Annotated in this window: 22 protein-coding genes; 7 read left to right on the plus strand and 15 right to left on the minus strand. The window is 48.1% G+C overall.

Annotated features, from left to right (window positions below):
- Window positions 1-48 precede the first annotated feature (48 nt).
- Together KVT36_RS08160 and KVT36_RS08165 are read left to right on the plus strand one after the other, a co-directional pair.
- Window positions 49-870, plus strand: a complete 822-nt coding sequence (locus KVT36_RS08160; protein WP_217602998.1) for an AraC family transcriptional regulator — start codon at window positions 49-51, stop codon at window positions 868-870.
- A 168-nt stretch (window positions 871-1038) separates the two neighbouring features.
- A complete protein-coding gene (locus KVT36_RS08165) occupies window positions 1039-1389 on the plus strand; it encodes a hypothetical protein (protein WP_217602999.1) in 351 nt (116 codons plus the stop codon).
- A 75-nt stretch (window positions 1390-1464) separates the two neighbouring features.
- On the opposite strand, the gene KVT36_RS08170 is transcribed toward KVT36_RS08165, so the two are convergent.
- A complete protein-coding gene (locus tag KVT36_RS08170) occupies window positions 1465-1764 on the minus strand; it encodes a DUF1905 domain-containing protein (RefSeq protein ID WP_217603000.1) in 300 nt (99 codons plus the stop codon).
- A gap of 238 nt (window positions 1765-2002) precedes the next feature.
- Between KVT36_RS08170 and KVT36_RS08175 the strand changes: the two genes are divergently transcribed.
- Window positions 2003-2425: a hypothetical protein gene (locus tag KVT36_RS08175; RefSeq protein ID WP_217603001.1), complete on the plus strand. Its 423-nt coding sequence runs from the start codon at window positions 2003-2005 to the stop codon at window positions 2423-2425.
- A gap of 211 nt (window positions 2426-2636) precedes the next feature.
- Here the strand turns inward: KVT36_RS08175 and KVT36_RS08180 are convergent, their stop codons facing one another.
- The 3 genes from KVT36_RS08180 to KVT36_RS08190 all read right to left on the minus strand — a co-directional run bounded on the left by KVT36_RS08180 (window position 2637) and on the right by KVT36_RS08190 (window position 7688).
- Window positions 2637-6062 (minus strand): HEAT repeat domain-containing protein, encoded by a 3426-nt coding sequence (locus tag KVT36_RS08180; protein ID WP_217603002.1) that lies wholly within the window; start codon window positions 6060-6062, stop codon window positions 2637-2639.
- A gap of 205 nt (window positions 6063-6267) precedes the next feature.
- Window positions 6268-6828 (minus strand): dihydrofolate reductase family protein, encoded by a 561-nt coding sequence (locus tag KVT36_RS08185; protein ID WP_217603003.1) that lies wholly within the window; start codon window positions 6826-6828, stop codon window positions 6268-6270.
- Between the two features lie 86 nt (window positions 6829-6914).
- A complete protein-coding gene (locus tag KVT36_RS08190) occupies window positions 6915-7688 on the minus strand; it encodes a helix-turn-helix transcriptional regulator (RefSeq protein WP_217603004.1) in 774 nt (257 codons plus the stop codon).
- A gap of 59 nt (window positions 7689-7747) precedes the next feature.
- On the opposite strand from KVT36_RS08190, the gene KVT36_RS08195 reads away from it, so the two are divergent.
- The 3 genes from KVT36_RS08195 to KVT36_RS08205 all read left to right on the plus strand — a co-directional run bounded on the left by KVT36_RS08195 (window position 7748) and on the right by KVT36_RS08205 (window position 10640).
- Complete coding sequence (locus KVT36_RS08195; protein WP_217603005.1) at window positions 7748-8332, plus strand: Crp/Fnr family transcriptional regulator; 585 nt, start codon at window positions 7748-7750, stop codon at window positions 8330-8332.
- Window positions 8333-8427: 95 nt separating this feature from the next.
- Entirely contained in the window at window positions 8428-9180 is a 753-nt protein-coding gene (locus KVT36_RS08200) for an SDR family oxidoreductase (protein WP_217603006.1), read from the plus strand.
- 197 nt (window positions 9181-9377) lie between these two features.
- Window positions 9378-10640, plus strand: a complete 1263-nt coding sequence (locus KVT36_RS08205; protein WP_254639904.1) for an NRAMP family divalent metal transporter — start codon at window positions 9378-9380, stop codon at window positions 10638-10640.
- A gap of 6 nt (window positions 10641-10646) precedes the next feature.
- On the opposite strand, the gene KVT36_RS08210 is transcribed toward KVT36_RS08205, so the two are convergent.
- Window positions 10647-11054 (minus strand): NUDIX domain-containing protein, encoded by a 408-nt coding sequence (locus KVT36_RS08210; RefSeq protein WP_217603007.1) that lies wholly within the window; start codon window positions 11052-11054, stop codon window positions 10647-10649.
- Between the two features lie 417 nt (window positions 11055-11471).
- Between KVT36_RS08210 and KVT36_RS08215 the strand changes: the two genes are divergently transcribed.
- Complete coding sequence (locus tag KVT36_RS08215) at window positions 11472-12122, plus strand: DUF1349 domain-containing protein (RefSeq protein ID WP_217603008.1); 651 nt, start codon at window positions 11472-11474, stop codon at window positions 12120-12122.
- A 78-nt stretch (window positions 12123-12200) separates the two neighbouring features.
- Here the strand turns inward: KVT36_RS08215 and KVT36_RS08220 are convergent, their stop codons facing one another.
- The 10 genes from KVT36_RS08220 to KVT36_RS08265 form a co-directional block, all read right to left on the minus strand.
- Window positions 12201-13559, minus strand: coding sequence for an alkaline phosphatase family protein (locus KVT36_RS08220; RefSeq protein WP_217603009.1), 1359 nt, complete (start codon window positions 13557-13559; stop codon window positions 12201-12203).
- Window positions 13560-13665: 106 nt separating this feature from the next.
- Window positions 13666-14946, minus strand: a complete 1281-nt coding sequence (locus KVT36_RS08225) for an MFS transporter (protein WP_217603010.1) — start codon at window positions 14944-14946, stop codon at window positions 13666-13668.
- Window positions 14947-14952: 6 nt separating this feature from the next.
- Window positions 14953-16218, minus strand: coding sequence for a sugar MFS transporter (locus KVT36_RS08230; protein ID WP_217603011.1), 1266 nt, complete (start codon window positions 16216-16218; stop codon window positions 14953-14955).
- Window positions 16219-16227: 9 nt separating this feature from the next.
- Window positions 16228-17040 (minus strand): N-acetylmuramic acid 6-phosphate etherase, encoded by an 813-nt coding sequence (gene murQ, locus KVT36_RS08235; RefSeq protein ID WP_217603012.1) that lies wholly within the window; start codon window positions 17038-17040, stop codon window positions 16228-16230.
- Window positions 17037-17864 carry a sugar phosphate isomerase/epimerase gene (locus tag KVT36_RS08240; protein WP_217603013.1) on the minus strand — a complete coding sequence of 276 codons (828 nt, stop codon included), beginning with the start codon at window positions 17862-17864 and terminating at the stop codon, window positions 17037-17039. Before KVT36_RS08240 ends, murQ begins: the two co-directional genes overlap by 4 nt.
- A gap of 30 nt (window positions 17865-17894) precedes the next feature.
- Entirely contained in the window at window positions 17895-18791 is an 897-nt protein-coding gene (locus KVT36_RS08245) for a phytanoyl-CoA dioxygenase family protein (RefSeq protein ID WP_217603014.1), read from the minus strand.
- Window positions 18792-18846: 55 nt separating this feature from the next.
- Complete coding sequence (locus KVT36_RS08250) at window positions 18847-19623, minus strand: 6-phosphogluconolactonase (RefSeq protein WP_217603015.1); 777 nt, start codon at window positions 19621-19623, stop codon at window positions 18847-18849.
- 39 nt (window positions 19624-19662) lie between these two features.
- Window positions 19663-22509, minus strand: a complete 2847-nt coding sequence (locus KVT36_RS08255; RefSeq protein WP_217603016.1) for a TonB-dependent receptor — start codon at window positions 22507-22509, stop codon at window positions 19663-19665.
- A gap of 39 nt (window positions 22510-22548) precedes the next feature.
- The gene (locus KVT36_RS08260) at window positions 22549-23802 is read right to left on the minus strand and encodes a hypothetical protein (RefSeq protein ID WP_217603017.1); all 1254 of its coding nucleotides are present in this window, start codon (window positions 23800-23802) and stop codon (window positions 22549-22551) included.
- Window positions 23789-26320 carry a glycoside hydrolase family 20 zincin-like fold domain-containing protein gene (locus KVT36_RS08265; protein ID WP_217603018.1) on the minus strand — a complete coding sequence of 844 codons (2532 nt, stop codon included), beginning with the start codon at window positions 26318-26320 and terminating at the stop codon, window positions 23789-23791. The genes KVT36_RS08260 and KVT36_RS08265 overlap by 14 nt, the downstream gene beginning before the upstream one ends.
- Between the last annotated feature and the right edge of the window lie 48 nt (window positions 26321-26368).

Here is a 26368-nt window from a genome sequence, read left to right on the forward strand (position 1 = left end):
CACCTGGCAACGCTTAATTGGTTAAATTTATTAAAAGGTATCGGGCATATGGAAAAAACCGGTTTTAGTGCAAAGGCAGAAATATTCTTAAGCTGCGCCACGGAAAAACATACTATAAAAGAGCTGGTGCTGAATGAACATGCGCTGTTTATAATCCTTTCAGGGGAAAGCAAAATTGTTCATGCAGACCAGACCTATGTTTTCCGGGCCGGCGATATTATGCTATGCCCCCGCAACCAGGTAGCAAGGGTTACCAAATGCCCTGCAGAGGGGCAGCCCTGCAAATCCATTTCCATTGTATTTACACAAAGCTTTCTGCAAAAATATTATGCAGCCCATGCTGCTGTTCCCAGCCCTCCGGCGGATACGCCGCGCATAAGGGCTTACGGGCCACACCCTTTGCTGGACAGCTTATTGAGCTCCCTGCTGCCTTATTTTACCCTCTCCGGCGAGCTGCCGGCCGATCTTGCAGCCATCAAAGTACAGGAAGCCATTACGGTGCTGCGTGTTATAGATAAAACGGTAGACAGCATACTGGGAAATTTTGAGAAACCGGGCAAGATAGACCTGGCCGGCTTTATGGAAAGGAACTACATGTTTAATATGAGCCTGGAACGCTTTGGTTTCTTAACCGGCAGAAGCCTGACCACTTTTAAAAGGGATTTTAAGAAAGCATTCAATACCAACCCGCAAACCTGGTTAAAACAAAAGCGCCTGGAAACTGCCTATTACGAGATCTTTGAGAAAAAGCGGAAACCCATTGATGTTTATTTTGAAGTAGGCTTTGAAAACCTTTCCCATTTTTCCTTTGCCTTTAAGCAGAAATATGGCTTGTCGCCCAAACAGTTAGCAAAGGCCCATGCCGGTTAAATTTTACGGCCGATACCTGGCCCAAGGGAAATTATTCCACAAAACGCCCTTTTACCTTAGCTTATAATTAACTACCTGTATGCATATACGGTTAATTTAGCATCAATTTACATTTTGATTACAGCCGGTCTGATTATTGAATATGAAGGGGTACGAATTGAAATGTACATGGAGTATTTATCATTTATAAAGCAACGCCTGGAAAATGCAGGATGTATAGACACTGACAGTCTACCGGAACTCAGGGCCCTGTTATTGGATACTGCTACCTTTCTTACCTGCCAGTACAGGGCTTGCCTGGCTACTAAAGGCGACCGTACCAAATCGCAAAAACTGCTGCACGCTTTTCAAAATATAAAAGAGTACTATCACATTCTTACCAATGCCAGGGCAAATGATGTAAGCCTTTTAAAACAGGTGAGATCACTTTTCATAAATGACCTGGACGACCTGCAAAATCATGCTAAGAGTAACGTGTATATTATGCAGCAACCCGCTTCACTGAGTATTGCCCGCTAATGGCCGCTGATTATGGTGGTATGCCTCATTATGGTAAGCATGCCTTTTCAACAAGGGCAGATGCGGCGCAGTGGCTTATAACCGTTGTTCCAGCTTGACTGTTACCGTTGCGCCTTCCTCTTTCCCGATCAGCTTACGTAAAGCAGCTTTTACCGGTAGCTTATGGGTGCCGTTCCCTAATGCCATAAATGCGCTGGTAAAGGGATGGCCTTCAATAGTACCCTGCACTTTTACCAGCCCGCGGGTACCAAAAAATGCTACTGATCCGGGCCATACCAGGTAGGTCCAGCCACCTTTGGCGCCGCTTTTCTGCAGTGTAGCCTTAAAAGTTTTATTTAATGCTTCTTTTGCCAGCTGGCTTTGGATGTTTGCCATGGTGATGGTTTTTATAAAGTAAAGTTAGCCCCGGTTATGCAAAACAAGCGTGTGTGAATGCGTCTTTTATAAGGGTTAAACGCGACATGGGGGCGGAAAGCAGAAAGCAGAAAGCAGAAAGCTTTCCCACCGTATCTCCTTGTTTTTTGCTTCAGGCTTTATGCTTTAGGCTTTTTGCTTCATGCATTAATCTTTCGGCTTTATATTTGGTCAAATAAAACCATAAAACAGCTCATTTATGAAGCATATTTACTCTTTACTTTTTTTACTCATTACCAGCTACTGTGCGCACGCGCAAGAGGAGCCCCTGCAGGAAGGCGTACATAACTTTACCCTGCAATGGATAGGCTGGAATACGCCGGGGAAAGTGCAGATAGACAAAAAGGAGAATAATATTTATACCATAAAGGGAGAACAGCGCAGTGTAGATAAAACTGAATTTGCCACTATTACCGGTACCCTGCAGGTACTCTCTGCACGTGAGCTGCTTTTTGAAGGTAAGATCCAGACCAGGACCAATGATAATAACAATGGAGAAGTTTGTGATAAAACCGGCACTTATCATTTTTTAGCTAAAGGCGACCGCAAATACTGGCGCTTACAGGAAATGGATAATTGTGAAGGCAATAATGTAGTGGATTATGTAGATATCTATTTTTGATAAGAATGTAAAATCATAAATGTAAAATTTCAAACCGACGAAGGAGGTTCATAGAGACCGTTAAAGACTTTATGAACGGAATGGGATAACTGTAAAAGTAAAATGCCGCGAAGCCAAGTAGGCTTATGTTCGCGGCATTTTACTTTTACAGTTATGATTTAAAATTTTACATTTTACATTCTTTTAGGTCACGCCTTTTTGCGATGATTTGTTATTCTCCTTTTTGTTCGGCCAGGAAGCTCACCACATCGCGGATCTCCTTTTTGGAAAGGATCAATTTCATATCCGGCATGCTGGATTGCGCATATTCCTTTTTCACGATCTGGTCGCTGGGTATAGTACGCACCGGCTCTAAGCCTTCTTTTACTTTTAAGCCGGCCTTATTTTCCTCCTGTAAGATGGCGGTTAGCTTTTTACCGTCCTTCAGCTCAAGGGTTACCATGCCAAAACCAGGCGCCAGCCGCGCGCTGGGCGATATGAGCGCCTGCAGGATCTGCTCCCTTGAAATGCGGTTGGCTACCCCGTTCAAACGCGGGCCGGCATTGCCTCCCCTATCGTCGTAAGAATGGCAGCGCATACACTGTGAGTTCTGGTTATTGAAAAAGATCTGCCGGCCCCTGTGAGGATCACCGCCCAGCAGGCAGCTGTTGTATGAGGCCATCAGGTCATTAGCTGATAGCTTGCTGCTGATCTCTTTATAACGTGCTATTAAAGGTTGTGAGCGGGTGCTGTCAATAGCTTCACCCAGCTCCAGGTAAATGTCCGGGCTTAATTTTCCGGTACCCATTTTATTCAGCAGGTCTTCAAACGTTTTGCCGGAATAGGTAAGCGGTAATTTGCCAAGCGTTAATAAAGCGGCCTGTTTTTCTTCCATTGTTTTGGAGCTGATCACATCTGTGAGCAGGGTTACCATCAGCTCTTTGGGGATGTTCATTTTCTCCAGCAGGTCCAGCCCGGCTACCCGTACTGTTTTTTCTTTATCAGCTATGGCCAGCTTAATGGCCTGTTCTGCAGCCGGGTCCTGTAAGGTTACCAGCGCCTGCAGCACTTCTACCCGCATGGCAGGCTCACGGTCGGTTTTCAGTACGGCCAGCAATTCCGGTGCAGCCTGTTTAATATTTAGCTTGCTGATGGCTTTTGCAGCGCTTAGCCTCACCGGCAGCTCTTTATTCTTTAATAAGCCTGTAAGCGCGTTTGCAGATACATTTACCACTGGTGCTGCATCTCTTTTGATCTCCCCTCTCAAACGTCCGTCTACCCGGTCCAGCACAGAAGGTTTGGCCCATACGCTTAATGCATCAATAGCCTCTGCGCGCATAGCTGCAGGGCCGCCTTCTTTAAGCGCGTAATGCACCAGCGTTTTCATAGCAGTATCGGTACCTACGCGCAGGTTGGCATTGATCACACGGCGCAGCAAGGCTTCATTGGTGAAGCGGGTGGTGTTCAGTAAACCTGCCAGGGCCGGCAATGCATCTTTAATGGAAAGATCATCATTAATAGCGCGGGCCGCTTCTGTTACTACAAATTCATCCTGGTCGTTCAGGAAGCTGGTTATGCCGGGGTTAGCCATTCTGCGCAGCGTTACCACGGCGGCTATACGTAATGCACGGGAAGGGTTGGCGGATAATGCTATTACCGGCTCCGCCTTGCCAATACGGGCTAAAGCCAGGCAGCCTGCGTGCCGCAGGTAGGTATCTGCATCATTATTATCGGCCAGCATCCCGATAATGGGCTGTATAGCCGGTTCATACTTAATTCTGCCCAATGCCTCTGCTGCAAAAAAACGTACGCGGCTGGCCGTGTCTTTTAATAACGGTACCAGCGCGGCGCCGGCATCCGTGTAGCGGATATCTCCCAGCCATTTTGCCGCCTGTGCCCTGATCTCGGGATCATTATCTTTCAGCACCGGCACCAGTACAGCAGCATATTTTTTATCCTGCCGGCCCAGCTGGCTAATGCCCCAGATAGCGTGTACCCGTGCCAGTTGGTTATCAGTTTGTTTAAGCGCCTGCTCAAATATGGCCTGGCCCTTATCCTTACGTTTTACCAGCTCAAACTGTGCTTTCAACCGCACCCGCATATCGGGGTTCTTCAGAATGCTTGCTAATTCGGCGTCTCCACGTTTGCTGAAATCTTCTGCCAGCAAAGCCTTTACTTCTTTACGTATGGCCGTGGATGCGGCATTGTTATCGTCCAGCTTCCAGATGCGGCCGTAGTTATGCGTATCCCATCCATCGATCCAGTCCGCTACGTACAGCGCGCCATCCGGGCCAAAATCCAGTCCGGTGGCCAGTATGCCGCCTAAAACCTTTTTATGTTCGCCCAGCTCAAAGGTGGCGCCTTTGGGGTTCAGTTTAAAACCGTGTATGCCGGAACCAGCGGGGTTACCCACAAATTCTGCTACAAAAAAGGTGTTCTTATATGCTGCTCCCAAAGCAGTGCCGGGGTTATATACAAAACCTGCGGGCCCGCTTACAAAATTGCTGATGCAAGGGGTAATGTAAGCTGCCTGTCCTTCAAAATGGGGCAGGTACATTTTTTCATCCATCCATACCTTATAGGTATTATTATCCTGGTCGCGGTATTTACCGTATTGCCAGTTGCTGCGCCAGCCGGCATCGGAGCCGTTCACAATGTATACCAGGCGCTCTTTTTCACCGGGGTGGTCGCCGTCATTATCTTCACTGATCAGGTTTCCGTATTCATCAAATGCAAATTCGTGGGTATTACGCACGCCGTAGGCAAAGATCTCAAAGTCGCTGCCATCGGGGTTGGAGCGGGCTATTACCCCGCTGTTGGGGTGTTCCCATTTTTGCCCGTCGGGGCCTTTGCCGTTAAAGCCAATATCGCCTATCTGCCAGTAGATACGGCCATCCGGGCCCATTTCAACGCCTGACATGCCATGCCCGCTAAAGCCTACGTGTATGCCATAACCGTGCGAGATGGATGTTTTTTCATCTTCTATGCCATCATGGTCCTTATCTTTCATACGCCACAGGTCCGGCGCTACGGCCACGTACAGATCGTCCCCGTCACTTAACACGCCGCCGGCAACATCGGTCACCTCATCATGAAAATCATCTACTACCAGCTGCGACAGGTCGGCTACCCCATCGCCGGAAACATCTTCCATCCGGTATACATTTTCTTTTTCCACGGTCAGGTCGCGCCAGTCATGGGAGCTATCGCCGTTCAGGTCATCCAGCCAAAGGTTCTTTTTGCTATTCTCCGGCGACAGCTCTTTATGCAGGAAGGCGCGCCGGTCCTCTACCGTTTGCAGGCTAATGGAAGGTATTTCCCAGTCCCGGTGGCCACGGATATCAAATTCAGAATGCTTTTGCCGGTTGGTGGTAGTATAGTATAATTTGCCCTGATCATCAATATCAATAGCAATCGGGGAGATCACCAGCGAATCAATACCCCATAACTTCAGGCTGAGCCCTTCTGCCAGCTCAGGTTTTACAGCAGCGGTAATGGAATCTGCCAAATGTGCGGTTAAGGCAGTGTCCATTTTTTTGATCCGTTTGTCAACAGGGCCCTGCTGCTGCTGGCAGCCGGGCATAATTGTTCCGGCGACAATTAAGGCGCCCAGTGCAAGATTTTCAATTTTTCCAGGCAAAGCGATCAGTATTTTCATTTTAGTGGATTAAAATATAAGTTGGGTCTTTACATAATAATCGCATAAAATAATATTTTCTATTTATACACTGGAAAGAAAATGATGAATGGAGCGTCTTGCGCCGTACCGGCGCAAGGCAAAAAGCGGAAAGCAGAAAGCATAAAGCTTTCCTGCCTTATCTTCCTGCTTTATGCTTTATGCTTTCTGCTTTGAGCTTTATGCTTTATGCTTTCTGCTTTCCCGGGCGGTAATACAATACCAGCACGCCGTGGTCCAGGGTTTTGGTGTCTATCAGCTCAAGGCCCTGGAACAGGCCATCCTGGAAAAAACGCTTTCCCTTGCCCACTATAACCGGGTGCACCAGGAAACGGTATTCATCCACCAAACCGGCTTCTGCCAGGGACCTTACCAGGGTGGCGCTTCCTTCTACCTGGATCTCATTGCCCGGCTGCTGTTTTAATTGCGTGATGGCTGCTGCCAGGTTATCTTTGATAATAGTGGAGTTTTCCCATTCCGCTTTTTCCAGGGTGGCAGATACTACGTATTTATCCACGCTGTTCAGCTTAGCGGCTACGCCCATTTCATTATTCTTTTGTGCAGACCAGTAAGGGGCCAGCATTTCAAAGGTTTTACGGCCAAAGAGGATGGCATCGCTGCCCAGGATGCCCTCACGGATATACGTTTGCCGGCTTTCACTGTCATAAGGATTAAACCATTGTGCCATTGTTTCTGCGTCAAAAATACCGTCCAGCGACATCCAGGTTGATACTACTAATTTTCTCATATACTTCGTTGTTTTATGCATACAAAGTAACTGTACCCTGCGCCCATGGGATAGAACAAACCCGACATTTTTGGAAAGAGGGATCTTCAGCCGGCAAAATCGCTGGCTTCCTTTAAATATTCCAGGGGGGTATGGTTGGTGAATTCTTTAAATGCGCGGATCAGGTGACTCTGGTCTGCATAGCCATTTGCATAAGCTACATCCGCCATGCCGGAGAACTGGCCCCGGCTCAATTGCTGCAGCGCTGAATGAAACTGGCAAATGCGGCTGAAGGTTTTGGGAGACACGCCTACATGCAGCTCAAACATACGCTGCAAGGTACGTTCTGTTACATACAGCTCCTTCTGTACATTTGTGAGGGATACCAGCCCCTTGCTTTGCTGGATCACCTGTGTGGCAAAGGAAATGGAGTTATTTACATCAGGACTGTTAATGCCGGTAAGCTTTAACACATAGCTATCCATTAGCTGTAAACGCTGCTTTAAAGTTGTGGCATTCAGCAGCTGTTCTTTGAGGCGCATGCCCCTGGCAGGTTCTGAAAGGCTCAGGTCAATACCCAGGTCAGTAAGCTCCCGGGCATGCCATCCGAATAACGGCTTTAATACAAAGGGGTACAGGAAATAGGCAATCACGGTCACCTGTCCGGCTATATGTAATTCAATGGGTTTAATATTCTGCCCGTACAATACCAGGTTATCCGGCTGCCTGCGGCCGCCCGTAAGCTGGAAGGTGATGCTGGGGTACCCTCTGGCAATAAGCGGCAGCACGGTTTCATGCAGCACATGATCATGTTCAATGACCACAATATCACTTACATAACGGGTAATAGAAGGAGGAGGAAGCAGGGTTTGTATATTCATCCCCGGTTACATTTATAATTTTCACTAATTTAAACATATCAGCCGAAAAAAGATAGCGAATGAACACCGATCCTTACGCAATTTTACAAACACACCTGCAATCCAGGGCGCCTTTAACCACGGAGGAATGCGAAACTATGCTTTCCAGGTTCCGGTTAAAAAAGGTGAAAAGGAAACAGTTCATCATTCAGCCGGAGTATGTGGCTAAATACCGCAACTATGTGGTGCAGGGCGCCCTGCGGGCTTATGTAACAGATGAAAATGGCATAGATAACACCATACAGTTTGCAGTGGAGGACTGGTGGATCACAGATTATAACAGCTATATATACCAGCAGCCGGCTACTATGTTTGTAACGGCTATTGAAGACAGCCTTATTTTACAGCTGGATTTTGAAAGCGAAAAAATGCTCAAGGCAGCAAACCATAAATTTGAAACTATTTTCAGGATCATGGCTGAGCGCACGGCTGCTTTCCAGCAGCGCAGGATCATCTCCGCCCTTACCCGTACCGCTAAAGAACGTTACCAGGATTTTGCAGACCGGTACCCTTTGGTGCTAAACCGGCTGCCACAGTATTCCCTGGCCTCTTACCTGGGCATGAGCACTGAGTTCCTTTCCAAAATACGCAACAATAAGGTGTAGGAAAAATTGAAGTAGTTCAAGCAATTTGCATTAACTGGTTCATTTTCCAGGCGGCTGATCCGCGGCAACTTTGTGTTATCAAAAATGCAAAGTATATGTCAGCAAAACTTAAGAACAAAGTAGCCATTGTAACCGGCGGCAGCAGTGGCATTGGATTAGCAACTGCAAAATTATTTGCCGCAGAAGGCGCAATGGTAGCCATTACCGGCCGTAACCAGGCCAACCTTAATAAAGCAATAACAGCTATCGGCCCCAATGCCATTGGCATACAGGGAGATGTAGCCAATCTGGCCGACCTGGACCGCTTATATAAAACCGTACAGGAAAAATGGGGTAAGGCCGATGTGCTGGTGGCCAATGCCGCGGTATATGTATTAGCGCCATTAGCCAATTTCACGGAAACAATGTTTGATACGGTAAGCAACATTAATTTCAAAGGCACCTTTTTTACCGTGCAAAAAGCATTACCGTTCCTGAATGATGGTGCTGCTGTTATACTGATCTCCTCCACCGTAAATGAAAAGGGAGTTCCTAACCATGCGGCCTATGCTGCATCCAAAGCAGCGGTACGTTCCCTGGCCCGCAGCTTTTCTGCAGAGCTGCTGGACCGGAAGATCCGTGTGAACGCGCTAACACCCGGCCCTGTTGATACGCCTGTTTTTGAATCAGTGAGCGGCAGCAAGGAAGAAGCCCAGGCAATGGCAGATGGTATGGCCGCCTTTACTCCCGCCAAAAGAATAGGCACTCCCCCTGAAATAGCCGCAGCAGCCCTGTACCTGGCATCAGATGAATCTGCGTACATGATAGGTGCAGAGTTATTGGTGGACGGTGGTTTACGTTCCCTGTAATAAAAAGGCCTGCTGTTATGTTGAAAAACATAGTAGCAGGCCCTTTATCATTAAAATGCAGCAGCGCCCCCTTAGCTACCTAAGTTGTAGAATAACTTACTCAGTTTAAATGTTATCCCTATAAATGCCCTCCTTTGCAGGAATGGTATATGAATTGCCTTCTGATATTCATACATTCTGCTTTAACACCCATTCAATTGAATAAAAAAACCACCAGGGAATCAGGCATTAAAAGATTCCTGAAAATATTAGGGCCCGGACTGATCACCGGCGCCAGTGATGATGATCCCTCCGGCATTATCACCTATACACAGGCCGGCGCTGGTTTTAAGTTCGCCACCCTGTGGACGGCCCTGATCACCTTTCCATTAATGGCTGCTATACAAGGCATGTGTGCACGTATTGGCATGGTAACAGAGGAAGGGTTATCCGGTATTCTCCGTAAACATTATCCCCGGGTTATATTATATATCATGATGCTTTTCAGCTTCCCGGCTATTCTTTTAAACATCGGCGCAGATATACAGGGCATGGGCGCTGTGGCTAACCTGCTGCTGCCGCGTGTTCCGGCATGGGCATTCAGCATCATCTTTACAGGCGCGCTGCTGTTCGTGATCATTAAATACCCGTATGGCAAAATTACCCGCATCCTGAAATGGCTGTGCATTACCCTGTTCCTGTATATGATAGTACCTTTTATGGTGCATGCAGACTGGAAAGATATTGGTAGGCATACCCTTATCCCCACCTTTCACGCGGATAAGGAATACCTGCTTATCCTGGTAGCTATACTGGGTACTACTATTTCGCCTTACCTCTTTTTCTGGCAGGCCACCATGGAAGCAGAGGATATGAAACACGAAAAAAAGGTGATGGTGAATAAACGTATCCTCAGCGATATGACAACAGATGTGAACACTGGTATGTTGTTCTCCAACCTGGTGATGTTCTTCATGATCGTTACTACCGGCGCCGTGTTGTATAAGGCTGGCGTGCGGGATATTACCTCCATTGACCAGGCGGCCAAAGCGCTGGAACCACTCACCGGCAAGCTTACCTATATACTTTTTAGCCTGGGAGTGCTGGGCACGGGCTTCCTGGCAATCCCGGTATTAGCAGGCTCTATGTCGTATGTACTGGCTGAAGCATTTAACTGGCAGCAGGGGCTGGACAAAAAATTCCAGCAGGCCAAAGGTTTTTATATTTCCATCATTATTGCGCTGCTGGTAGGTTTGCTGCTGGAATTTTCGGGTATCAGTCCCGTACATGCATTGCTGTACACTGCAGTGCTGTATGGTTTAACGGCGCCGGTGATGATCGTTATCATCATCCATATCTGCAATAATAAAAAGATCATGGGTAAACATACCAATACCACTTTATCGAATGTATTGGGCGTATTAACTTTTATACTGATGCTGGTGAGCGCCGTGGCACTGGTGTATTACCAGTTCAAATAAGCGTGTTTAATCCACTAAACCATCTTCCCTTAATTTTTCAAAAGCTATTAATACACCCGGCACCTGCTGCGGTTCTTTTTGATAATCAGCCAGGCTGAAATATTTAACCGCACCGATCTCTGAAGAGGGTACCGGTGTTTGTGTAAGCGCATGTATGAAACAGTCCTGCTGCATTTGCAGCCCGTTTTCACCAAAAGCAGGTGCGGAAATATGATGATACCATTGCAGCTCTTCCAGGGGGATGCGGATGTTCAGCTCTTCCGCTACTTCCCGCTGCAGGCCGTTCACGGCGGTTTCACCGGCATCTACCTTACCACCGGGCAGGTACCAGGCTTGTTTGTTATTGCTGAAAGCCAGCAGCAATTGCCTGTCTTTTACAACAATTAACCCTGCGCAATGCAATTCCTTTTTCATGAGTGCAATTTTATAACTTAAACTTGTATACTGCAAGACATGGAAATATTTATCTATATTGCAATGCTTTAATTTTAACCATGAAACTTAAACATTTTATTATTCTCCTGTTTATCAGCTTCCTGTTATACTTCACAGCTGCGGTTTTCAAGATCCAGCATTGGGTGGGTGCAAGTAACCTGCTGATAGCTGCATGGATTATAAACATCCTTGCTATTGTTGGCATAATTTATAAGTTAGTTACCCATCCGAAAATAAAAAATTTCCTGAACTGGTAAACAGGATGGCTGGCGGACTTTCCGCTATGACTGTCTGTTTAAATAGCATTACTGTTTTCCCAAATTTGCACGTCACTAAACCCGGTCTTTATAACCATCTTTGTTCCATAGACGAACAGCCTAATTAAAAGCATCAAAAATGAAAACATTTATTTTAAGCATCCTCACGGTATGCACGGTACAAATTACATTAGCCCAGAGCCTCAACAAAATGTTATGGTTCAACGAACCGGAAAAATGGGAGATCAAAAACAATCGCCTGAGCATGACGGTAACGCCGCAAAGCGATTACTGGCGTATATCCCATTATGGATTCACGGTAGATGATGCTCCCTTTTATTATGCCACTTACGGCGGGGAGTTTGAAGCAAAAGTGAAATTAACCGGCGCTTACAAAGCCCGTTTTGACCAGATGGGGTTGATGATCCGCGCGGATCATGAAAACTGGATCAAGGCAGGCGTTGAATTTGTGGATGGAAAATTAAATGTAAGCTCCGTAGTTACACATAAAACCAGCGACTGGAGCGTAATAACGCTGGATAAGGTTCCGCCCTTCATCTGGATAAAAGTTGTAAGAAAGTTAGATGCGGTAGAGATCTATTACTCTTTTGATGATAAGAACTATATTATGACGCGCAATGCGCCGCTGCAGGATAATCACCCGGTAATGGTAGGCTTAATGGCTGCCTGCCCGGATGGCAATGGGTTTGACGCTACGTTTGAAAGTTTTACGGTAAAACATTTGCCGGATCAGCGCAGAGTGGAATGGTTGAAAAAACATGCGGAGTAGAGCAGAAAGCAAAAAGCAGAAGATAACAAAGGCTGACACGGTATACGTGTCAGCCTTTTATTTTATAACGTTAACCACTTACTTCTCTGTAAAACAACCCGGGTACTCCGCTCCTTCCCCACCCGGCATGGTAAGCCCCATTAAATGCGCTACCAGCGGTGCAATATCTTCCAAACCCATTGCAGGAATGATCACATCCTTTTTCAAGCCAGGGCCGTAGGCAATAAAGCCGGTCTCTATATTATGAAAGTCCGGGAAATAGCCATGGGTACCACCTTTAGCGGGCTTTAAGGGCTCTCCGCCTGCAGCATCGCTAAAGGCAATGCCTTGTTTGGCGGCCAGCGCCAGCTGCACTTCCGGATCAGCGCCTATTTTGGTAAGCTCCTCTTTTTCTACTATCCTGAACAGCTTTTGCTGAGCGGCGGGCATAGATCTTAAGACCTCTTTTACCTTATTCAGCGTTTGCTGGTCATTCTTATCTTTCAGGTACAGGAAAGTGCTGCCACCCTGCGCATGAAAGGTAGCTTTCCAGTTGCCGCGGTCTTTTTTATCCTCCATCAGGCCGGCTTTTGCCAGCCATACATTCGGTGCAAATAAAGTGTGGATGTCCACAAAACCATGATCCCCTACTATCATGATCACGGTGCTGTCTTTAATGCCGGCTTTTTCCACGGCTTCCATAATGTGGCCTACAGCGCGGTCGGCATTGGCAATAGCTCTGTCTACACCTAAGCCATGGCGGCCGCCCAGGTGCTCAAAATGGTCCACACAAACCAGGTGTACGGTGGTAAAAGAGGGTTTATAGGTTTGTACCAGGTAAGATGTGAGGCGGGCAATATCTTCATCCAGGCTCAGGTAGTCGCCGCCTATATCTGCTGTATCCAGCTTGCCAACTGCATTTTTTTTTGCTTCTTCAAACAAATCTTTGGGTGTAGAAGCGTCGCGCATAGGCTTTAAGGGATCTTCCCCTGTTTTTCCTTTGGGCGATTCCGGCAGGTTATAATCTATATAGGTAGCGCCTACAGTTACCGGCCAGTGTACAGCAGCAGTGGTGCCCCCTTTTTGCTTAACGGCCTGCCATAAAGTAGTTGTTTTTATGAGGTTGTTGTCCCAGTTCCAGCGGCCGGTCTGTCCTTCGCGCTCAAAAGGTGTATTGTAATAGATGCCATGGCGGGCGGGCATTACACCGGTCATAATGGTGGTGTGGGATGGATAGGTTACGGTAGGCAGCACCCCTCTTACACCATCGGCAGAAACACCTTCTGCCGCCAGCCAGTGCAGGTTGGGCGTGGGCCAGGAAGCTTCGCGGTAAAAATCCGGGCGCAGGCCGTCAATGCTGATCATCACTACATACTTTGCCTTTTGCGCCTGGGCTGCAAATGCGCAGGCCAGCACCAGCATTACGGCCAGGGCTATACGTTTACAATTCCAATTCATGATACAATAATTTGCTACGTTTATGTACTTAAACAGAAGCGGCCAAATTACTGCAAAAGAAAAGTTGGTTAGGTTATCATTATGTTATGAATCATGTGAGCAGCAGCTAGAAATCTATAGGCTCCATCTTCGGCGTAAGCCAGTGGATCAGCAGCCAGGCCAGCAAAAAGGAAAGACTGCAAAAGATGAATATAATGTTGTACCCCGCGGTAATATTATCCAGCGCTTTGTAATGGTCCAGCACTGCGCCAATACCCATGGGAAACAACACCCCGCCTATAGCGCCCGCCATGCCTCCGATACCTATCACAGAGCTTACTGCCTTACCCGGCAGCATATCAGATACAATGGTGTAAATGTTAGCGCTCCATGCAGCATTACCGGCAATGGAAAGACTGATCAATCCTACCACTACCCAGATATCCTGCGTGTACCGCGAAGCAAAAATAGGCAACACTGTTAACGCAGATACCAGCAGCGCATACTTGCGCGCTTTATACACCGGCCAGCCTTTTTTTATAAGCATAGATGAAAGATAACCTCCGCCCAAAGCGCCTACTGTGGCCGCTGTATAAATAATGATCAGGGGCGGCGTAGGTTTTTTCAGGTCCAGGTGAAAGGCGCTGGAAAAATAGGAAGGCAGCCAGTACATGAAAAAGTACCAGATAGGATCTGTAAAGAATTTACCAATGATGAATGCCCAGGTTTGTTTCAGCCCAAACAGCTTAAACCAGGAAACGCCCTGCCCCTGCGGCGTTAAAGGATCTGCATCACTTTCAATATACGCCAGCTCCTGCGAGGTTATTTTTTTATGCTTAGCCGGTACCTCATACATGAACAGCCAGGCTATTAACCACAAAATGCCTAAGCTACCGGTAATAATAAAAGCGGCCTGCCAGCCATAAATGCCCAGCAGCCAGGGAATTACCACCGGCGCCAGTACAGCGCCAATATTGGCGCCCGAATCAAAAAAACCGGTAGCCAGCGCCCTTTCTTTTTTAGGGAACCATGCTACCACTGTTTTAATGGCGGAAGGGAAATTGCCGGATTCGCCCAAACCCAGGCTGGCCCTTACAATGCCAAAACCCAGCGTAGTCTTTACCACAGCATGCAGCATAGCGGCAATGCTCCATATGGCAATGGAGATACTGTATCCCAGCTTGCTGCCCAGCTTATCTATCACACGGCCAAACAGCAGCAGCCCAAAAGCATAGGCTGCGGTAAAGGCCATTACTATATGGCTGTAATCTGTTTCGGTCCAATTAAATTCCTTTTCAAGTATAGGTTTCAGGTAGCCTACCACCTGCCGGTCCAGGTAATTGATGGTGGTTGCAAAAAACAGCAGGCTGCAAATAGCCCAGCGGTAATGGCCTGTTTTGTTAGTCATGTAAGGTTATTTAGCTTGTTTCTTTCCTGCATTGCTGTAATAGATCAGGAACCCGTATGCCGGTATTAATATACAATAAGCGTATTGATTGTTAAAAATAGTTGCCAGCCAGCCATATAATAAAGGCATCAGCGCGCCGCCGGCAATGCCCATGATCAGCACTGCGGAGCCACGGGCCAGCGCTTTACCTTCCAGCCCTTTTAATGCCTGTGGCCAGATGGCGGGCCATAACATGGCGTTGGCAAGCCCCAGCAAGGCTACGCCTGCAATAGAGGCTTTTGCAGGTAATAGTATAACCAGCACCGTTAGCATGAGCCCCAGCCAGGTAGATGCATAAAAAGCTTTTTGCTGCGATACATAACGCGGAATGGCCCACACACCTGCAATATAACCTACCATCATGCAAAACAATGCATAGGAGGTAAAGTTCTTGGCTATATCCAGGCTAATGCCGTGGTACAGGCCATAATTGCCGATGGTATCACCGGCCAGCACCTCTGCACCTACGGCAAAAAAGATGGCGGTAAACCCCGGCAGAAAACGCATACTACCGGTAACAGGCGCAGTGGCAGCGGTTTCCGGCGCTGCGGGTTTAATATCCGGCAGGTGTGCAAAGCGCAGTAAAATTGCTACCAGCACCAGTATGGCAGTGAGTATACAATACGGCAGTATTACATCATGCGCCAGCTCATCCAGCCGCAGCTTTTTTTGTATTTCGTTCATTTGCGCCAGCTCGCTGATAAGGCCCCCTGAATTTTTGAGGATAATGCTGCCCATGATCAGCGGGGCCAGTATACCGGCCACCTTATTGCAAATACCCATAATGCTGATACGGCGGGCCGCGCTTTCCGCAGGGCCCAGTAAAGTAACGTAAGGGTTAACGGCTGTTTGCAATAGTGTAAGCCCGCCACCGGTTAAAAATAAACCGGTCAGGAACAGGCCATAGCTGCGGGTAAGCGCTGCCGGCACAAACAATAAGCAGCCGGCTGCCATAATGTATAAGCCGGCGCTCATGCCCCGGATCATACCGGTTTGCTGCAACAAACGGCTGGCCGGTATGGCCATGGCCGTATAGGAAATATAAAAAGCAAAAGTAACCAGGTAAGCCTGCCACTCCTGCAGCTCACAGGCTATTTTCAGGTAAGGGATTAAAGTGCCGTTGATCCAGCTGATGAACCCGAAAATAAAAAAGAAGATCCCGATCAGCAGCAGGTTCTTCCTATAGCCGCTACCGGTAGTGGTGCTGTCTTGTATGCTTACTGCTACTGCCATTCCGTTTATTTACAGGTTGGTTAATGCCGCCTGCACGCTGCCATATTGCAGCAGCAATGCTTTTGCCTTTTCATAATCAGCGATGCCGCCGGTTTCCATTAACATACGCGTGCCACGGTCCGTTAATTTCTCATTGGTGATCTGCATGTACATCATGCGGTTATCAAACACACGGCCTATGCGTATCATAAGGGCGGTAGAGATCATGTTCAGCAGCATTTTCTGTGCAGTGCCGCTTTTCATGCGGGTGCTGCCGGTAATAAATTCCGGGCCTGTTATTACTTCAATGGGATAATCCGCATAGCTGGCCACCGGCGATCCGGGGTTACATACAATACAGCCTGTAGCGATGTTATTTTTACGGCATTCCTTCAAAGCACCAACTACATAAGGTGTGGTGCCGCTGGCTGCAATGCCTATTACAAAATCATTGGGTTGTATGTTATGCTCTTGCAGGTCCTGCCAGCCGGTTTCATAACTGTCTTCTGCATCTTCAATCCCAAAACGCAGCGCTGCGTCCCCGCCGGCCATCAGCCCGTTAATAATACCTGCATCCACGCCATAGGTAGGCGGGCACTCACTGGCATCCAGCACGCCTAAACGGCCACTGGTACCGGCGCCCATATAAAAAACACGTCCGCCTGCTACCAGTAGTAAGGAGGCGGCTTCTATCAGCGCCGTAACAGCAGGTAATACTTTTTTTACTGCCAGCGCTACTTTCTGGTCCTCTTCATTAATGGAGCGCACAATTTCCTCTGTAGACATCTGCTCTATATGCCGGTAAGGCGAGGGCGATTCGGTGATCCGGTTCTCCTTTTTCATGCAAACGGGTTATGATTATACCTGCTGTTCAGCAGGGCTTTCATGTAAAGGTTTATTTCCCACTGGCTGGCCACCGGCTGCTGTGTGTAAGGCAGCACCGGCATATAAGGGGGTGGCCCAAATTCAGCCGTTACCGTTAGCTGCTGCAGGCCGGCCTGTTTGTTTATGCGCACTACCTCATCCCAGCAATCCAGGTGCACCTGTAATGCGGCTTCCCATTCCGGTGCACGCGGGTCGCTAACCTGCGCCCCCTGGGTATGTCCTACCCTGGCATGAATATGACGCGTACGGCTAACAGCCAGCGCTACGGCCGGCTGCTGCTCCTGCAAAAAACTTTCTGCTACCGCTATCCAGTGGGAAAGGTCCAGCGTTAGCTGCAGGCCGGGAAATTGCTGCAGGTATGCAGCAGTAACATGCGCAGCAAAACTGAATTTGCTGCGGTGCGTTTCATGGTATACCGGTATACCTGTTGCTGCAGCCACCTGCGCCGCTGCATCTATTAATTGCCCGTTCTGCTCCATGGTGAAAAAGTCCCGCCCGGTTTGTGAGTTTATGCATACAGGTGATACAGCAGCCATACGCTGCAGTCTTTCCACATAAGCCGGCAGGTGCACGTCGAAATCCGGCGTTACGGTTTCCCAGTGCTGTGCTACCAGCAGCAGGCCGTGTTTTGCAAGTGTTTCCAGCAGCTGCTCCCGCTCCTTTTCATCAGCCGGTACATCTGTCTCCACGCCGTCGTACCCGGCTGCTTTTACCTGTTGGGCAAATACATTCCAGGGTACATGTGCATGCCCCCAGCGGGGGCAAAAGAATAATATTTTCATCTAAAGCTTTTAGTCGGGTTGCTGATCCGTTTACAGCTGTGCCGCCGGGTCAAATAACAGCGGGTAAAACTGTCCTTTCATTTTTTCTCCTTTGGGTATGCCCGGCGTTTTAGGCAGCAGCTCCTTATCTGAATCGGACAAAGTACCGTCTGCAAATACATTCAGCACAAATGCCCGCCGGGAATGCTCCGATTTATTCGCATATGATCCATGCACCATTAAAGGATGATGGAACGCAGCGTAACCTTTCTTCAGCTCAATAGGAACGGGTTTAAAAGCAGCTTTCTGTTCCGGCGTCAGGTAATCCAGCACGCCTTCCATATCGCCCGCCAGCTCCGGTTTGTCCAGCAAACCCCAGTGCTGGCTGTAAGGCACGTAATAAAGGCAGCCGTTTTCCGTAGTGGCATCATCCAGCCCTACCCAGCAGGTTAAATGCTGCAAAGGAGTGGTACGTGTCCAGTAGGAATAAACCTGGTGCCAGGCCACTACCCCGCCATGCCGTGCGGGTTTGCAAAACAGCAGGTCGTGCCAGAAACGTACGGCCTTATTACCCAGCAGCTGGCTGGCTGCCATTACAAAAGCAGGGTTCCACAAAATATCGTGAAACCCTTTTGTAATACGCCAGGCGCCCAATGCATGGAATAATACCGTGTTAGCATCGGATGATTCATTAGAGGCAAACTCGTAAAACAGTTCATTACCGGGATGCGCAGGATCTGTGATGCCTGTCAGCTCTCCGTTCAGCTGATCCACCTGCCATTCTTCCAGCAATTTTATGTTACTCACATAACCGTACTCGTTAAAATGCGCTACCTGCTCATCTGAAAGCCGGTACTGCTCCCATTCAGCGGCGGTTTGCGGCCATTTGAACAAGTTGCTGGTCAGCTGGTGATACACTGACAGGTCTTCAATTAAAGGCTGTTCCATGTATATGTTTTTTAAGGTTTCCTGCTATTAAATTTCATGCTTCTTCAGCTAATAATCAGCGGGCTGTGCCTGCAGCTACGATCTTTTCTGCGCTGGGTTTGTCCAGGAACAACACTGCGTTGGCATGTGTGCGCAGGATGGTGGATGGATATTCTTCTGAAATATCATCGTTCAGCGTATGAAATACTGCTTCTGCTTTAGAGGTACCGGGCACCATACAAAAAATGTAACGCGCTTTCAGCAGGGCCGGTATAGTTAACGTAAACGCATCTACGGGTACCTGTGCTGTATTTTCAAAACAGCCTTCATTTACCTGCTGCTGCTTACATGCTTCATCCAGGTCCACGATCTTTACCAGCTGCGGATCGTTAAAATCCGCTACATGCGGGTCATTAAAGGCCAGGTGGCTGTTTTCGCCAATACCCATACAGGTAATATCCACCGGGTATTGCTGCAGCAATTTTGCATAACGCTCACATTCTGCGGCACGGTCTGCAGCCTGCCCGTTAAGATAGTACACCTGTTTGAAAGGCACCTTACCAAAGATCCTTTCCTTCAGGAAAATGCCGAACAAGCGGCTGTCATTTTCCGGCAGGCTGGTGTATTCATCCATATGAAAAGCCTGCACCTGCTGCCAGTTAATGTTCTGCTGCACCAGCGCTTCCAGGAATTCGTTCTGGGATGCTGCTGCGGCAAAAATAATGTTCACTGTTCCCTGCGTCTGTAACAGTTCCCGGATGCAGGCAGCTGCCATTTCCGCAGCTGCCTGCCCCATGGCTTTCCTGCTCTCGTAGATCTGTACTTTTAACTGTTCCGCTAATAACTCTGTCATGGTTTTACGTTATATTTTGTGTCTTAAATGGGATTACAATTACATCCTGAATTTTACACCTGCCCGTCCCCAGTAGGAATAAAATTGTTTTTCGTAGATGCGGTTCTTTTGCCCGAAATAGGCCCGCTGCGGCGCATTGGTAAGGTTCTGCGCTTCTACGTATATGGTAAACCGTTTGCTGATCTGGTAAGATGCGTTGGCATCTATCTGTGTGCGTGCATCGCGGATCACGTCTGTTTCTGCATCTTCACCCAGGCTTACAATGTAGGATCCATTGTAGTTCAGGTTACCCTGAATGGTAAAACCTTTCAGTGAGTATGCCAGGGATGCGTTGGCCGTGTGTGTAGCCTGGCCCGGCAGGCGCAGGTCCTTACGGAACTGGGCATCTGCATTGGAATGGCTGTAAGTATAGTTGGCAAATACGGTGAAGCCTTTCAGGAAACCGGGCAAAAAGGTGAGGTTAGCCTGTGCATTCAGCTCTAACCCGTATACATTAGCTGTGTTACCGTTCAGGATCTGGTAATAACGCCAGTTGGTATATTTATCGGCGCCGTCAAATTCATTACCGTTAAGCGTGGTTACGCTGTTATACTGGAACTTGTCGATCTTCTTATAAAAAAGACCGGCAGAGAGAATGCCCAGGTTAGATAAATATTTTTCCGCCATCAGGTCCAGGTTGGTGGAGAATGCAGGCTTCAGCTCCGGGTTGCCATCCGTGAGTGTTTCGCTCAGGATGCTGACAATACGGCCCGGCACCAGGTCCACAAAGTTGGGACGGGAATAACCAAATGTTAAACCGCCGCGGATCAGGGATGATTTTGTAAGATCATATTTGGCCTGGATGTTGGGCAGGAAACGGGTATAGCTGTTCTTTTTCTGCGTAAGCGTGGTGGATTCCCACAGCTCATCTGCATCCTGTGTGATGATGTTGCCTTTATAATCCACAGAGGTTCTTTCCACGCGCAAACCGGCCAGCAGCATTACCCTGTTGAACTGGATACGGTTCATCAGGTAACCGGCGGTAACGGTTTCCACGGCATCATAGTAATAAGCGTCCTGGCTAATGCGGGTACCGGAAGCATCCTGAGTGAAAATGCCATTGTCCAGGTTCTCATTTTCGTTGAAGTAGCTGATCGTTTTGTCACGGTCTACTCCCAAACCAAAGTTCATATTACCATCCAGCAGGTGATCATCTACCTGGGTAAGACCGGAAAAGTTGCTGAGATTACCTGCAGCCTTGTCGCCGGTATAAGAGCTTACAATGGTATTGGGCAGCTTGTAACGCTGGTTATGCATGCGTTTTACCTTGGCGCCTGCTTTGAAGATGGCTGCATTGTTACCGATCTTATAAGGGATCTGCGCATTCAGCTTGGCCACCAGGTTCTTACCTTCTGTATTCCAGTAATCCCGTTCAATGGTATTATAGGTAAAAAGGGATGGATCATTGCGCCAGTCGGTGCCGGCAGCCAGCAGGTAATCGCTTGAAATATCGGCGGTGTGCAGGGGAATATTACCGGTAATAAAGTTGAAGGTATTGGCGCGGTTCTCAAATTTTGAATTGCTGTAAAACACGCCTGCATCCAGCTTTACGCGGCCTATCTGTGTTTCGCCCTGCAGGTTGTAGTTAATATTCATGTTATCTTCCGTAGCAGTTTTCACTTCGTTGTAAGAACGGCCTTTGGTAGTTACAAATTCCCCCGTCTCATCATTAAAGGTGGTGCTGCTGGTTTGCATGCGGGTACGCTTGCGGTAACGGGTAATATCATTATCACGATCGCTGTACATAATGTTAGCCACAATGCTGGTCACCGGGCTAAAGTTATAATCAATGGTAGCGGATGCGCCGGTACGGTTACGCTGATTCTCTACAAAAAGGTAGCGCACATCCGTGGGAAAGTAAATTTCACCTTTGCTGCCGCCAAAATCCTTTTGCTGCCATACCTGCGCGTTCACCTCATCATAACCATTGGTGGTGCGGTAATAGCTGCCTGTTAACATGATGCCTAAACGGCCGTTAGGATTGGATTCATCCTGGAAAAAACGTTTACCTACAGCCAGGTTGCCAATACCGTTCGACTTCTTGCGTAAGCCGTTATAACCCAAACCGGCATCTACTGACAGCTTGGTTTTGAGCGAAGTGGCGGTAGGAGATTTCATGTTAATAGCACCGGCAATGGCATCGCCGTCCAGATCGGGCGTGAGGGATTTTATTACTTCCATGGAAGATAATACGTTGGTAGGTATAAGGTCGAGGGTGGCGTTACGTTCGCCATTTTCGCCGGTGCCCATGATCTGTTCGCCATTTACATTAATGTTGGTAAAGTTGCCGGGAGTGCCTCTGAGCTGCACGGTAGAACCTTCCCCGCTGCTGTTACGGCCAATGGTAACACCTGGCAGGCGCTGCATGGATTCTGCTACGTTCAGGTCCGGGAAGCGGCCCATTACATCTGCAGATACCACCTGTTTGATGTTATCAGCATTCCTTTGCTGGTTCAGCGCTTTTTGCTGTCCTTCCATTACGCTGGACACTGTTACGGTAGAAAGGTTGGTGGCTTTGGACGACATTTTGAAATCTTTCACCACGGTTTTACCGCCAGTTACCTCTACGGGTACTTCCAGCGCCGTATAGCCCATGTAGTTAATAACCAGGGTATGGCTGCCTGCCTTGATGCCCTGCAGCTCAAAATTGCCGGCCGTGTTGGTAGATACGCCCTGGGTAGTGCCTTTTACCTGTACAGAAGCGCCAGGCAGGGCATTCCCATCGGTGTCGGTGATCTGGCCTTTAATATTGCCAATGGTTTGTTGCGCGGAAGCGTGGAATACGCAGCACATCAGCAGCGCCAGTAAAAATACCGGCAATAGCGGCTTGTGGATACCTTTTTTCATTTGCTGATAGTTTTGGATTGATAAAATGAATGACATTACTTATTTATACTTAAACGCGAGGTAATCTGCAAAGAACCTTACTGCAAAAGAGGTCCCGATATCCCGGTTGGTGAGCCATATTTTCCCTTCTTTGGAACGGGTGCGGGTTTCCAGCACCGCGCCCCGCAGGTTCGGATCCGGATGGTCCTGTGCATAGCGGTTCTTCATTAACCATGTTGCTGACTTTTCTATACTCTTATCAAATTCCTTATAGCCGTTTTCTGACAGCGCTATCCATACAATACCTGCCAGCGCTGCTGCAGAACCGGTAGCAGAGCCTTTGTCGGAAGCGCGGCCATTGGTATAGTTATCGTAGTAGATGGTGCCGTCTTTTTTCTGCGCTTTTGCAAAAGTGCGGGCGGTGTGCGCAGCTCCTTCCAGGTATTTTTTATCACCGGTAAGCTTATACGCTTCTATCAATGATTCCGCATACCAGAGTGAAAAACGGGGATGAAAGGAATGTTCTTCTTCTGAATTGGGCATAAACCGCATCCATACCCCATCAGGCCCCTGCAGCTTCAGCAGGCTGTTACACAGCACAATGAATGCATTGCGGAAAGCTGTATCCTTTGAAAATTCATAGGCATCCTTAAACAGGGAGCCTTCGGTGTTAGGACGGGATACATCATACAGCTCCTGGTCCTTCATAGCCTTCTGCTTCCAGAAAGGGCTGTATTCTTTCAGCACCTCACCTGTTATTATGTTCAGGTTATCGTAACAGATGCCTTTATCCTTATCATACATGTTCTTCATCATCCAGGCAGCAGCGTTGGTAGCTACCTGCGCATACTTCGGATCTTTGGTTACTTTAGACAGCTCATAGATGCCGGGGGTACCATCTGATACGGTGGCAAACACCACAAAATCCGGTCCCAGCACATCGCCATGAATGGCCTTTACCATGCCATTCAGCTTGGGATTATCTTTTATCTCCATGCTGATCCAGTAGTTACCGCCTTTTTTAGCAGCAGCCAGGTAAGCTTCGTTATGGGTAACCTTATAAGCGGCCAGCAGCGCGTTCACTGCCTGCCCGGTATGCCAGGGCACTTCGTAGGGATACCACTTGCCTTCTGTAAGGTTATAATCACAGCGCGATTTTCCTTCCTCATCCAGCAGTACACCGGATACATAACCGGCGGTTTCATTAATAGCGGTAATGATCTCCTCTTTCTTCAGCTGCCCATTCACCTGTTGAGCGCCCAGCAAAGCGCCTGCCATGCAGGCCGTAAATACCGTTTTATTAATCCACTTCATATTTGGTGCTTTTAGCATTCAGTTGGTATTTATGTTTATGATTGGTGACCGTGATGTTATCCTGCAGGCGGAATGTAAAATTCCAGGGGGCCTGCCTGTTATTAACTAATTTAATGAGCAGATGGTTCACTCCTTTATTTAACGGCAGCTGTAACTGGCGTTCTGCACCGCTGCCAGTACTTTTGCAGGATATGCCATTGCAGTACAGCACTGCATTATTAGCGGCATCCAGGAATGCGGTCACTGTAACAGCACTGTCTGTTTTGATCTGGCAATAAGCATAGGTGATAGCAGCGCCGCCCTTATAGTGATAGTTCTCATCCAGGTCTACAATACCTCCATCCATGGAAGGGAATTTTTGCCAGCGGTAGATCTTATCCTGGTAATGAATAAAATCTCCCGGCGAAGGCGGTACATCCTCTTCCTTTAACGGTGCATATAAAAAACCGGGTATCACACCATATTCTTTAACCGGTAAAGGACCACATAACATCCAGTTCTTAAAATAAGTACGGTCTGTAACCATAATATTTAAGCGCGTTCTGTTAATGGGAGGCAGCTTGCCCTGCGTTGCGGCCTGCCGCAGCTGCTGCTCCAGCGCAGCCAGGGCATTGCTCTTTTTCTCATACAGCTGCATCACCACGTTTAACCAGTAAGGCTGGTTCTCCTGCAGCCAGGCCTGCTGAAACCACTGGGCAGCTGCTTTGTAACGCTCATTCAGCGCATGCAAAGTATCCGCGCAGGCTGTAACGGTTGTTACAGCCTGTTCACGGAGCATATGGGTTGACGCTGTATATTTTTTAACAACATCTGCTATGATCAGGCGGGTGGTGATCATTAGCTTGTATTGCTGTATGGCAAATTGTAAGGCGCTGATATCTGCTGCATGACTGTGCGGATTAGCCGCAGTAATGTAGCCTTCTGCCTCGTTAACGATCTGCAAAGCTTCTGTGGCAGATACATTGTTCAGGATCAGTTTTTTACCGCTGTCCGGTAATATCTTCTGCTGCCATAGCTGATCGTTCAGGTTATAGGTAAGCGGTAATGCCCGCAGCTGCATTAATGTAAACAACGCTTTCACATAATTACCGTTGCTGCTTTCGTAAGCGCAGGTTTCATAACGCTGGTCAAATGAAGCAGTGTTTGCAGTGTCCAGGTTCCAGCTTTTTTCTGCGGATACATACACGCCATACCAGTCGGCAGAGAACAGGTAAGTGCCGCCATCATCCCAGATAGTGGCAAAAGCGCCGGTAGCGCCATCCCGCTTGCCCTGCCGGTAAAAGCCGTCAATGTTGGCTTTAGCCATTACCATATCCGGAAACATGCGGTAAGAGTTGAGGATCCCGGAACATACCATGAACTCCAGCTTACGTTTGGCAAAAGGTTGCGTCCAGGCATCATAGTTCTGCTGGTCGCCATACTCCCAGCTCAGGTAGATCACATCTTTAGGCAGCAGGTCCAGCACTTCCTCATGCTGCAGGGCAATATCACCCCACATCATCATTTTCTTGCCATGCTTTTTTACCACATCATATAAGAACTGCAGGTGGTCCGCATAGTATTTTGCTACGCCCACACTATCTACATAGGCTTTTGAATATCCTTTTCCCAGGCCAAATGTTTCATCACAGTTCACATTAAACCAGGGTGCGCTAAAGGCGTCGCATAACTCGCCGATCACGTCTGAAAGGAACTGCCGCGCCTTGGCGCTCAGTGGTGATATTAAGCTGGATGTTTCGCCCATGGAGCGGTACTGCGGCAGTGAAAGTATTTTTTCAAAATGCCCGAACGACTGAAAGCTGCCGATCAGCTGCATATGATAGGTGGCTGCATAAGCCGAGAGCTCTTTGATCTGTGCAATGGTCAGCTTCCCGTTCTCCGGTGCAAAGTCTGGGTGGGAAAGCGGCTGCACCACATGTTCTATGTAAAAGGAAAGGTAGTTGATCTTCAGCTCCGCCATCCGTGTTATCTGCTCTTTTATATAGGATACGGTGGAAATGGGCCCGCGGCTGATATCATCAAAGATCACGCGGCGGCTATAGGCCGGCCAGTCAACAATTGTTAACGCGGTTTGCCAGCTGGCACGTGTGAGCTGTTTCAGTGTTTGTAAACCGTAGAATAAACCGGTTTCCGTATTGGCGGCAATGAAACGGTATTGCTCATTCATTACCAGTATATATCCCTCCTGCCCAATAGTTTTGATGGCCGCTGCTGCATACTGGCGTACCAAAGCATCTGCGCCTTTATCTTTCCCTAATAATACCAGGTTAACTGTAGCTGGCTGGCCGGCGCCTGTTTTTGCGGTAGTGGCAAATAATTTCCAGTGTGCTTCCAGGCGGGCATTCATCAGCGCATCCGTTCCTATACCGTGTAAACGCAGCTGTGCGGGAAAACCTACTTTCTCCGGCCCTATGCTTACCTGCTGCGGGTAAGGCAGCACGGGCAATATCATACACGTGGCGTACATTCCATGCAATAGCATGGCCAGTAATAGAAATATCTTTCTATAAACAGTCATTACTTAATGTCCTAAATTTTACTTCGCTGATTTAGTTGTTGGCTCGCT

It is taken from the genome of Chitinophaga sp. GbtcB8 (genome assembly GCF_019091455.1).
Taxonomy (GTDB): domain Bacteria; phylum Bacteroidota; class Bacteroidia; order Chitinophagales; family Chitinophagaceae; genus Chitinophaga.

Excerpts from the sequence above, each read along its gene's own strand:
- KVT36_RS08160 (WP_217602998.1), top strand. The coding sequence starts at position 49 with ATGGAAAAAACCGGTTTTAGTGCAAAGGCAGAAATATTCTTAAGCTGC.
- KVT36_RS08165 (WP_217602999.1), top strand. The coding sequence starts at position 1,039 with ATGGAGTATTTATCATTTATAAAGCAACGCCTGGAAAATGCAGGATGT.
- KVT36_RS08170 (WP_217603000.1), bottom strand. The coding sequence starts at position 1,764 with ATGGCAAACATCCAAAGCCAGCTGGCAAAAGAAGCATTAAATAAAACT.
- KVT36_RS08175 (WP_217603001.1), top strand. The coding sequence starts at position 2,003 with ATGAAGCATATTTACTCTTTACTTTTTTTACTCATTACCAGCTACTGT.
- KVT36_RS08180 (WP_217603002.1), bottom strand. The coding sequence starts at position 6,062 with ATGAAAATACTGATCGCTTTGCCTGGAAAAATTGAAAATCTTGCACTG.
- KVT36_RS08185 (WP_217603003.1), bottom strand. The coding sequence starts at position 6,828 with ATGAGAAAATTAGTAGTATCAACCTGGATGTCGCTGGACGGTATTTTT.
- KVT36_RS08190 (WP_217603004.1), bottom strand. The coding sequence starts at position 7,688 with ATGAATATACAAACCCTGCTTCCTCCTCCTTCTATTACCCGTTATGTA.
- KVT36_RS08195 (WP_217603005.1), top strand. The coding sequence starts at position 7,748 with ATGAACACCGATCCTTACGCAATTTTACAAACACACCTGCAATCCAGG.
- KVT36_RS08200 (WP_217603006.1), top strand. The coding sequence starts at position 8,428 with ATGTCAGCAAAACTTAAGAACAAAGTAGCCATTGTAACCGGCGGCAGC.
- KVT36_RS08210 (WP_217603007.1), bottom strand. The coding sequence starts at position 11,054 with ATGAAAAAGGAATTGCATTGCGCAGGGTTAATTGTTGTAAAAGACAGG.
- KVT36_RS08215 (WP_217603008.1), top strand. The coding sequence starts at position 11,472 with ATGAAAACATTTATTTTAAGCATCCTCACGGTATGCACGGTACAAATT.
- KVT36_RS08220 (WP_217603009.1), bottom strand. The coding sequence starts at position 13,559 with ATGAATTGGAATTGTAAACGTATAGCCCTGGCCGTAATGCTGGTGCTG.
- KVT36_RS08225 (WP_217603010.1), bottom strand. The coding sequence starts at position 14,946 with ATGACTAACAAAACAGGCCATTACCGCTGGGCTATTTGCAGCCTGCTG.
- KVT36_RS08230 (WP_217603011.1), bottom strand. The coding sequence starts at position 16,218 with ATGGCAGTAGCAGTAAGCATACAAGACAGCACCACTACCGGTAGCGGC.
- murQ (WP_217603012.1), bottom strand. The coding sequence starts at position 17,040 with ATGAAAAAGGAGAACCGGATCACCGAATCGCCCTCGCCTTACCGGCAT.
- KVT36_RS08240 (WP_217603013.1), bottom strand. The coding sequence starts at position 17,864 with ATGAAAATATTATTCTTTTGCCCCCGCTGGGGGCATGCACATGTACCC.
- KVT36_RS08245 (WP_217603014.1), bottom strand. The coding sequence starts at position 18,791 with ATGGAACAGCCTTTAATTGAAGACCTGTCAGTGTATCACCAGCTGACC.
- KVT36_RS08250 (WP_217603015.1), bottom strand. The coding sequence starts at position 19,623 with ATGACAGAGTTATTAGCGGAACAGTTAAAAGTACAGATCTACGAGAGC.
- KVT36_RS08255 (WP_217603016.1), bottom strand. The coding sequence starts at position 22,509 with ATGAAAAAAGGTATCCACAAGCCGCTATTGCCGGTATTTTTACTGGCG.
- KVT36_RS08260 (WP_217603017.1), bottom strand. The coding sequence starts at position 23,802 with ATGAAGTGGATTAATAAAACGGTATTTACGGCCTGCATGGCAGGCGCT.
- KVT36_RS08265 (WP_217603018.1), bottom strand. The coding sequence starts at position 26,320 with ATGACTGTTTATAGAAAGATATTTCTATTACTGGCCATGCTATTGCAT.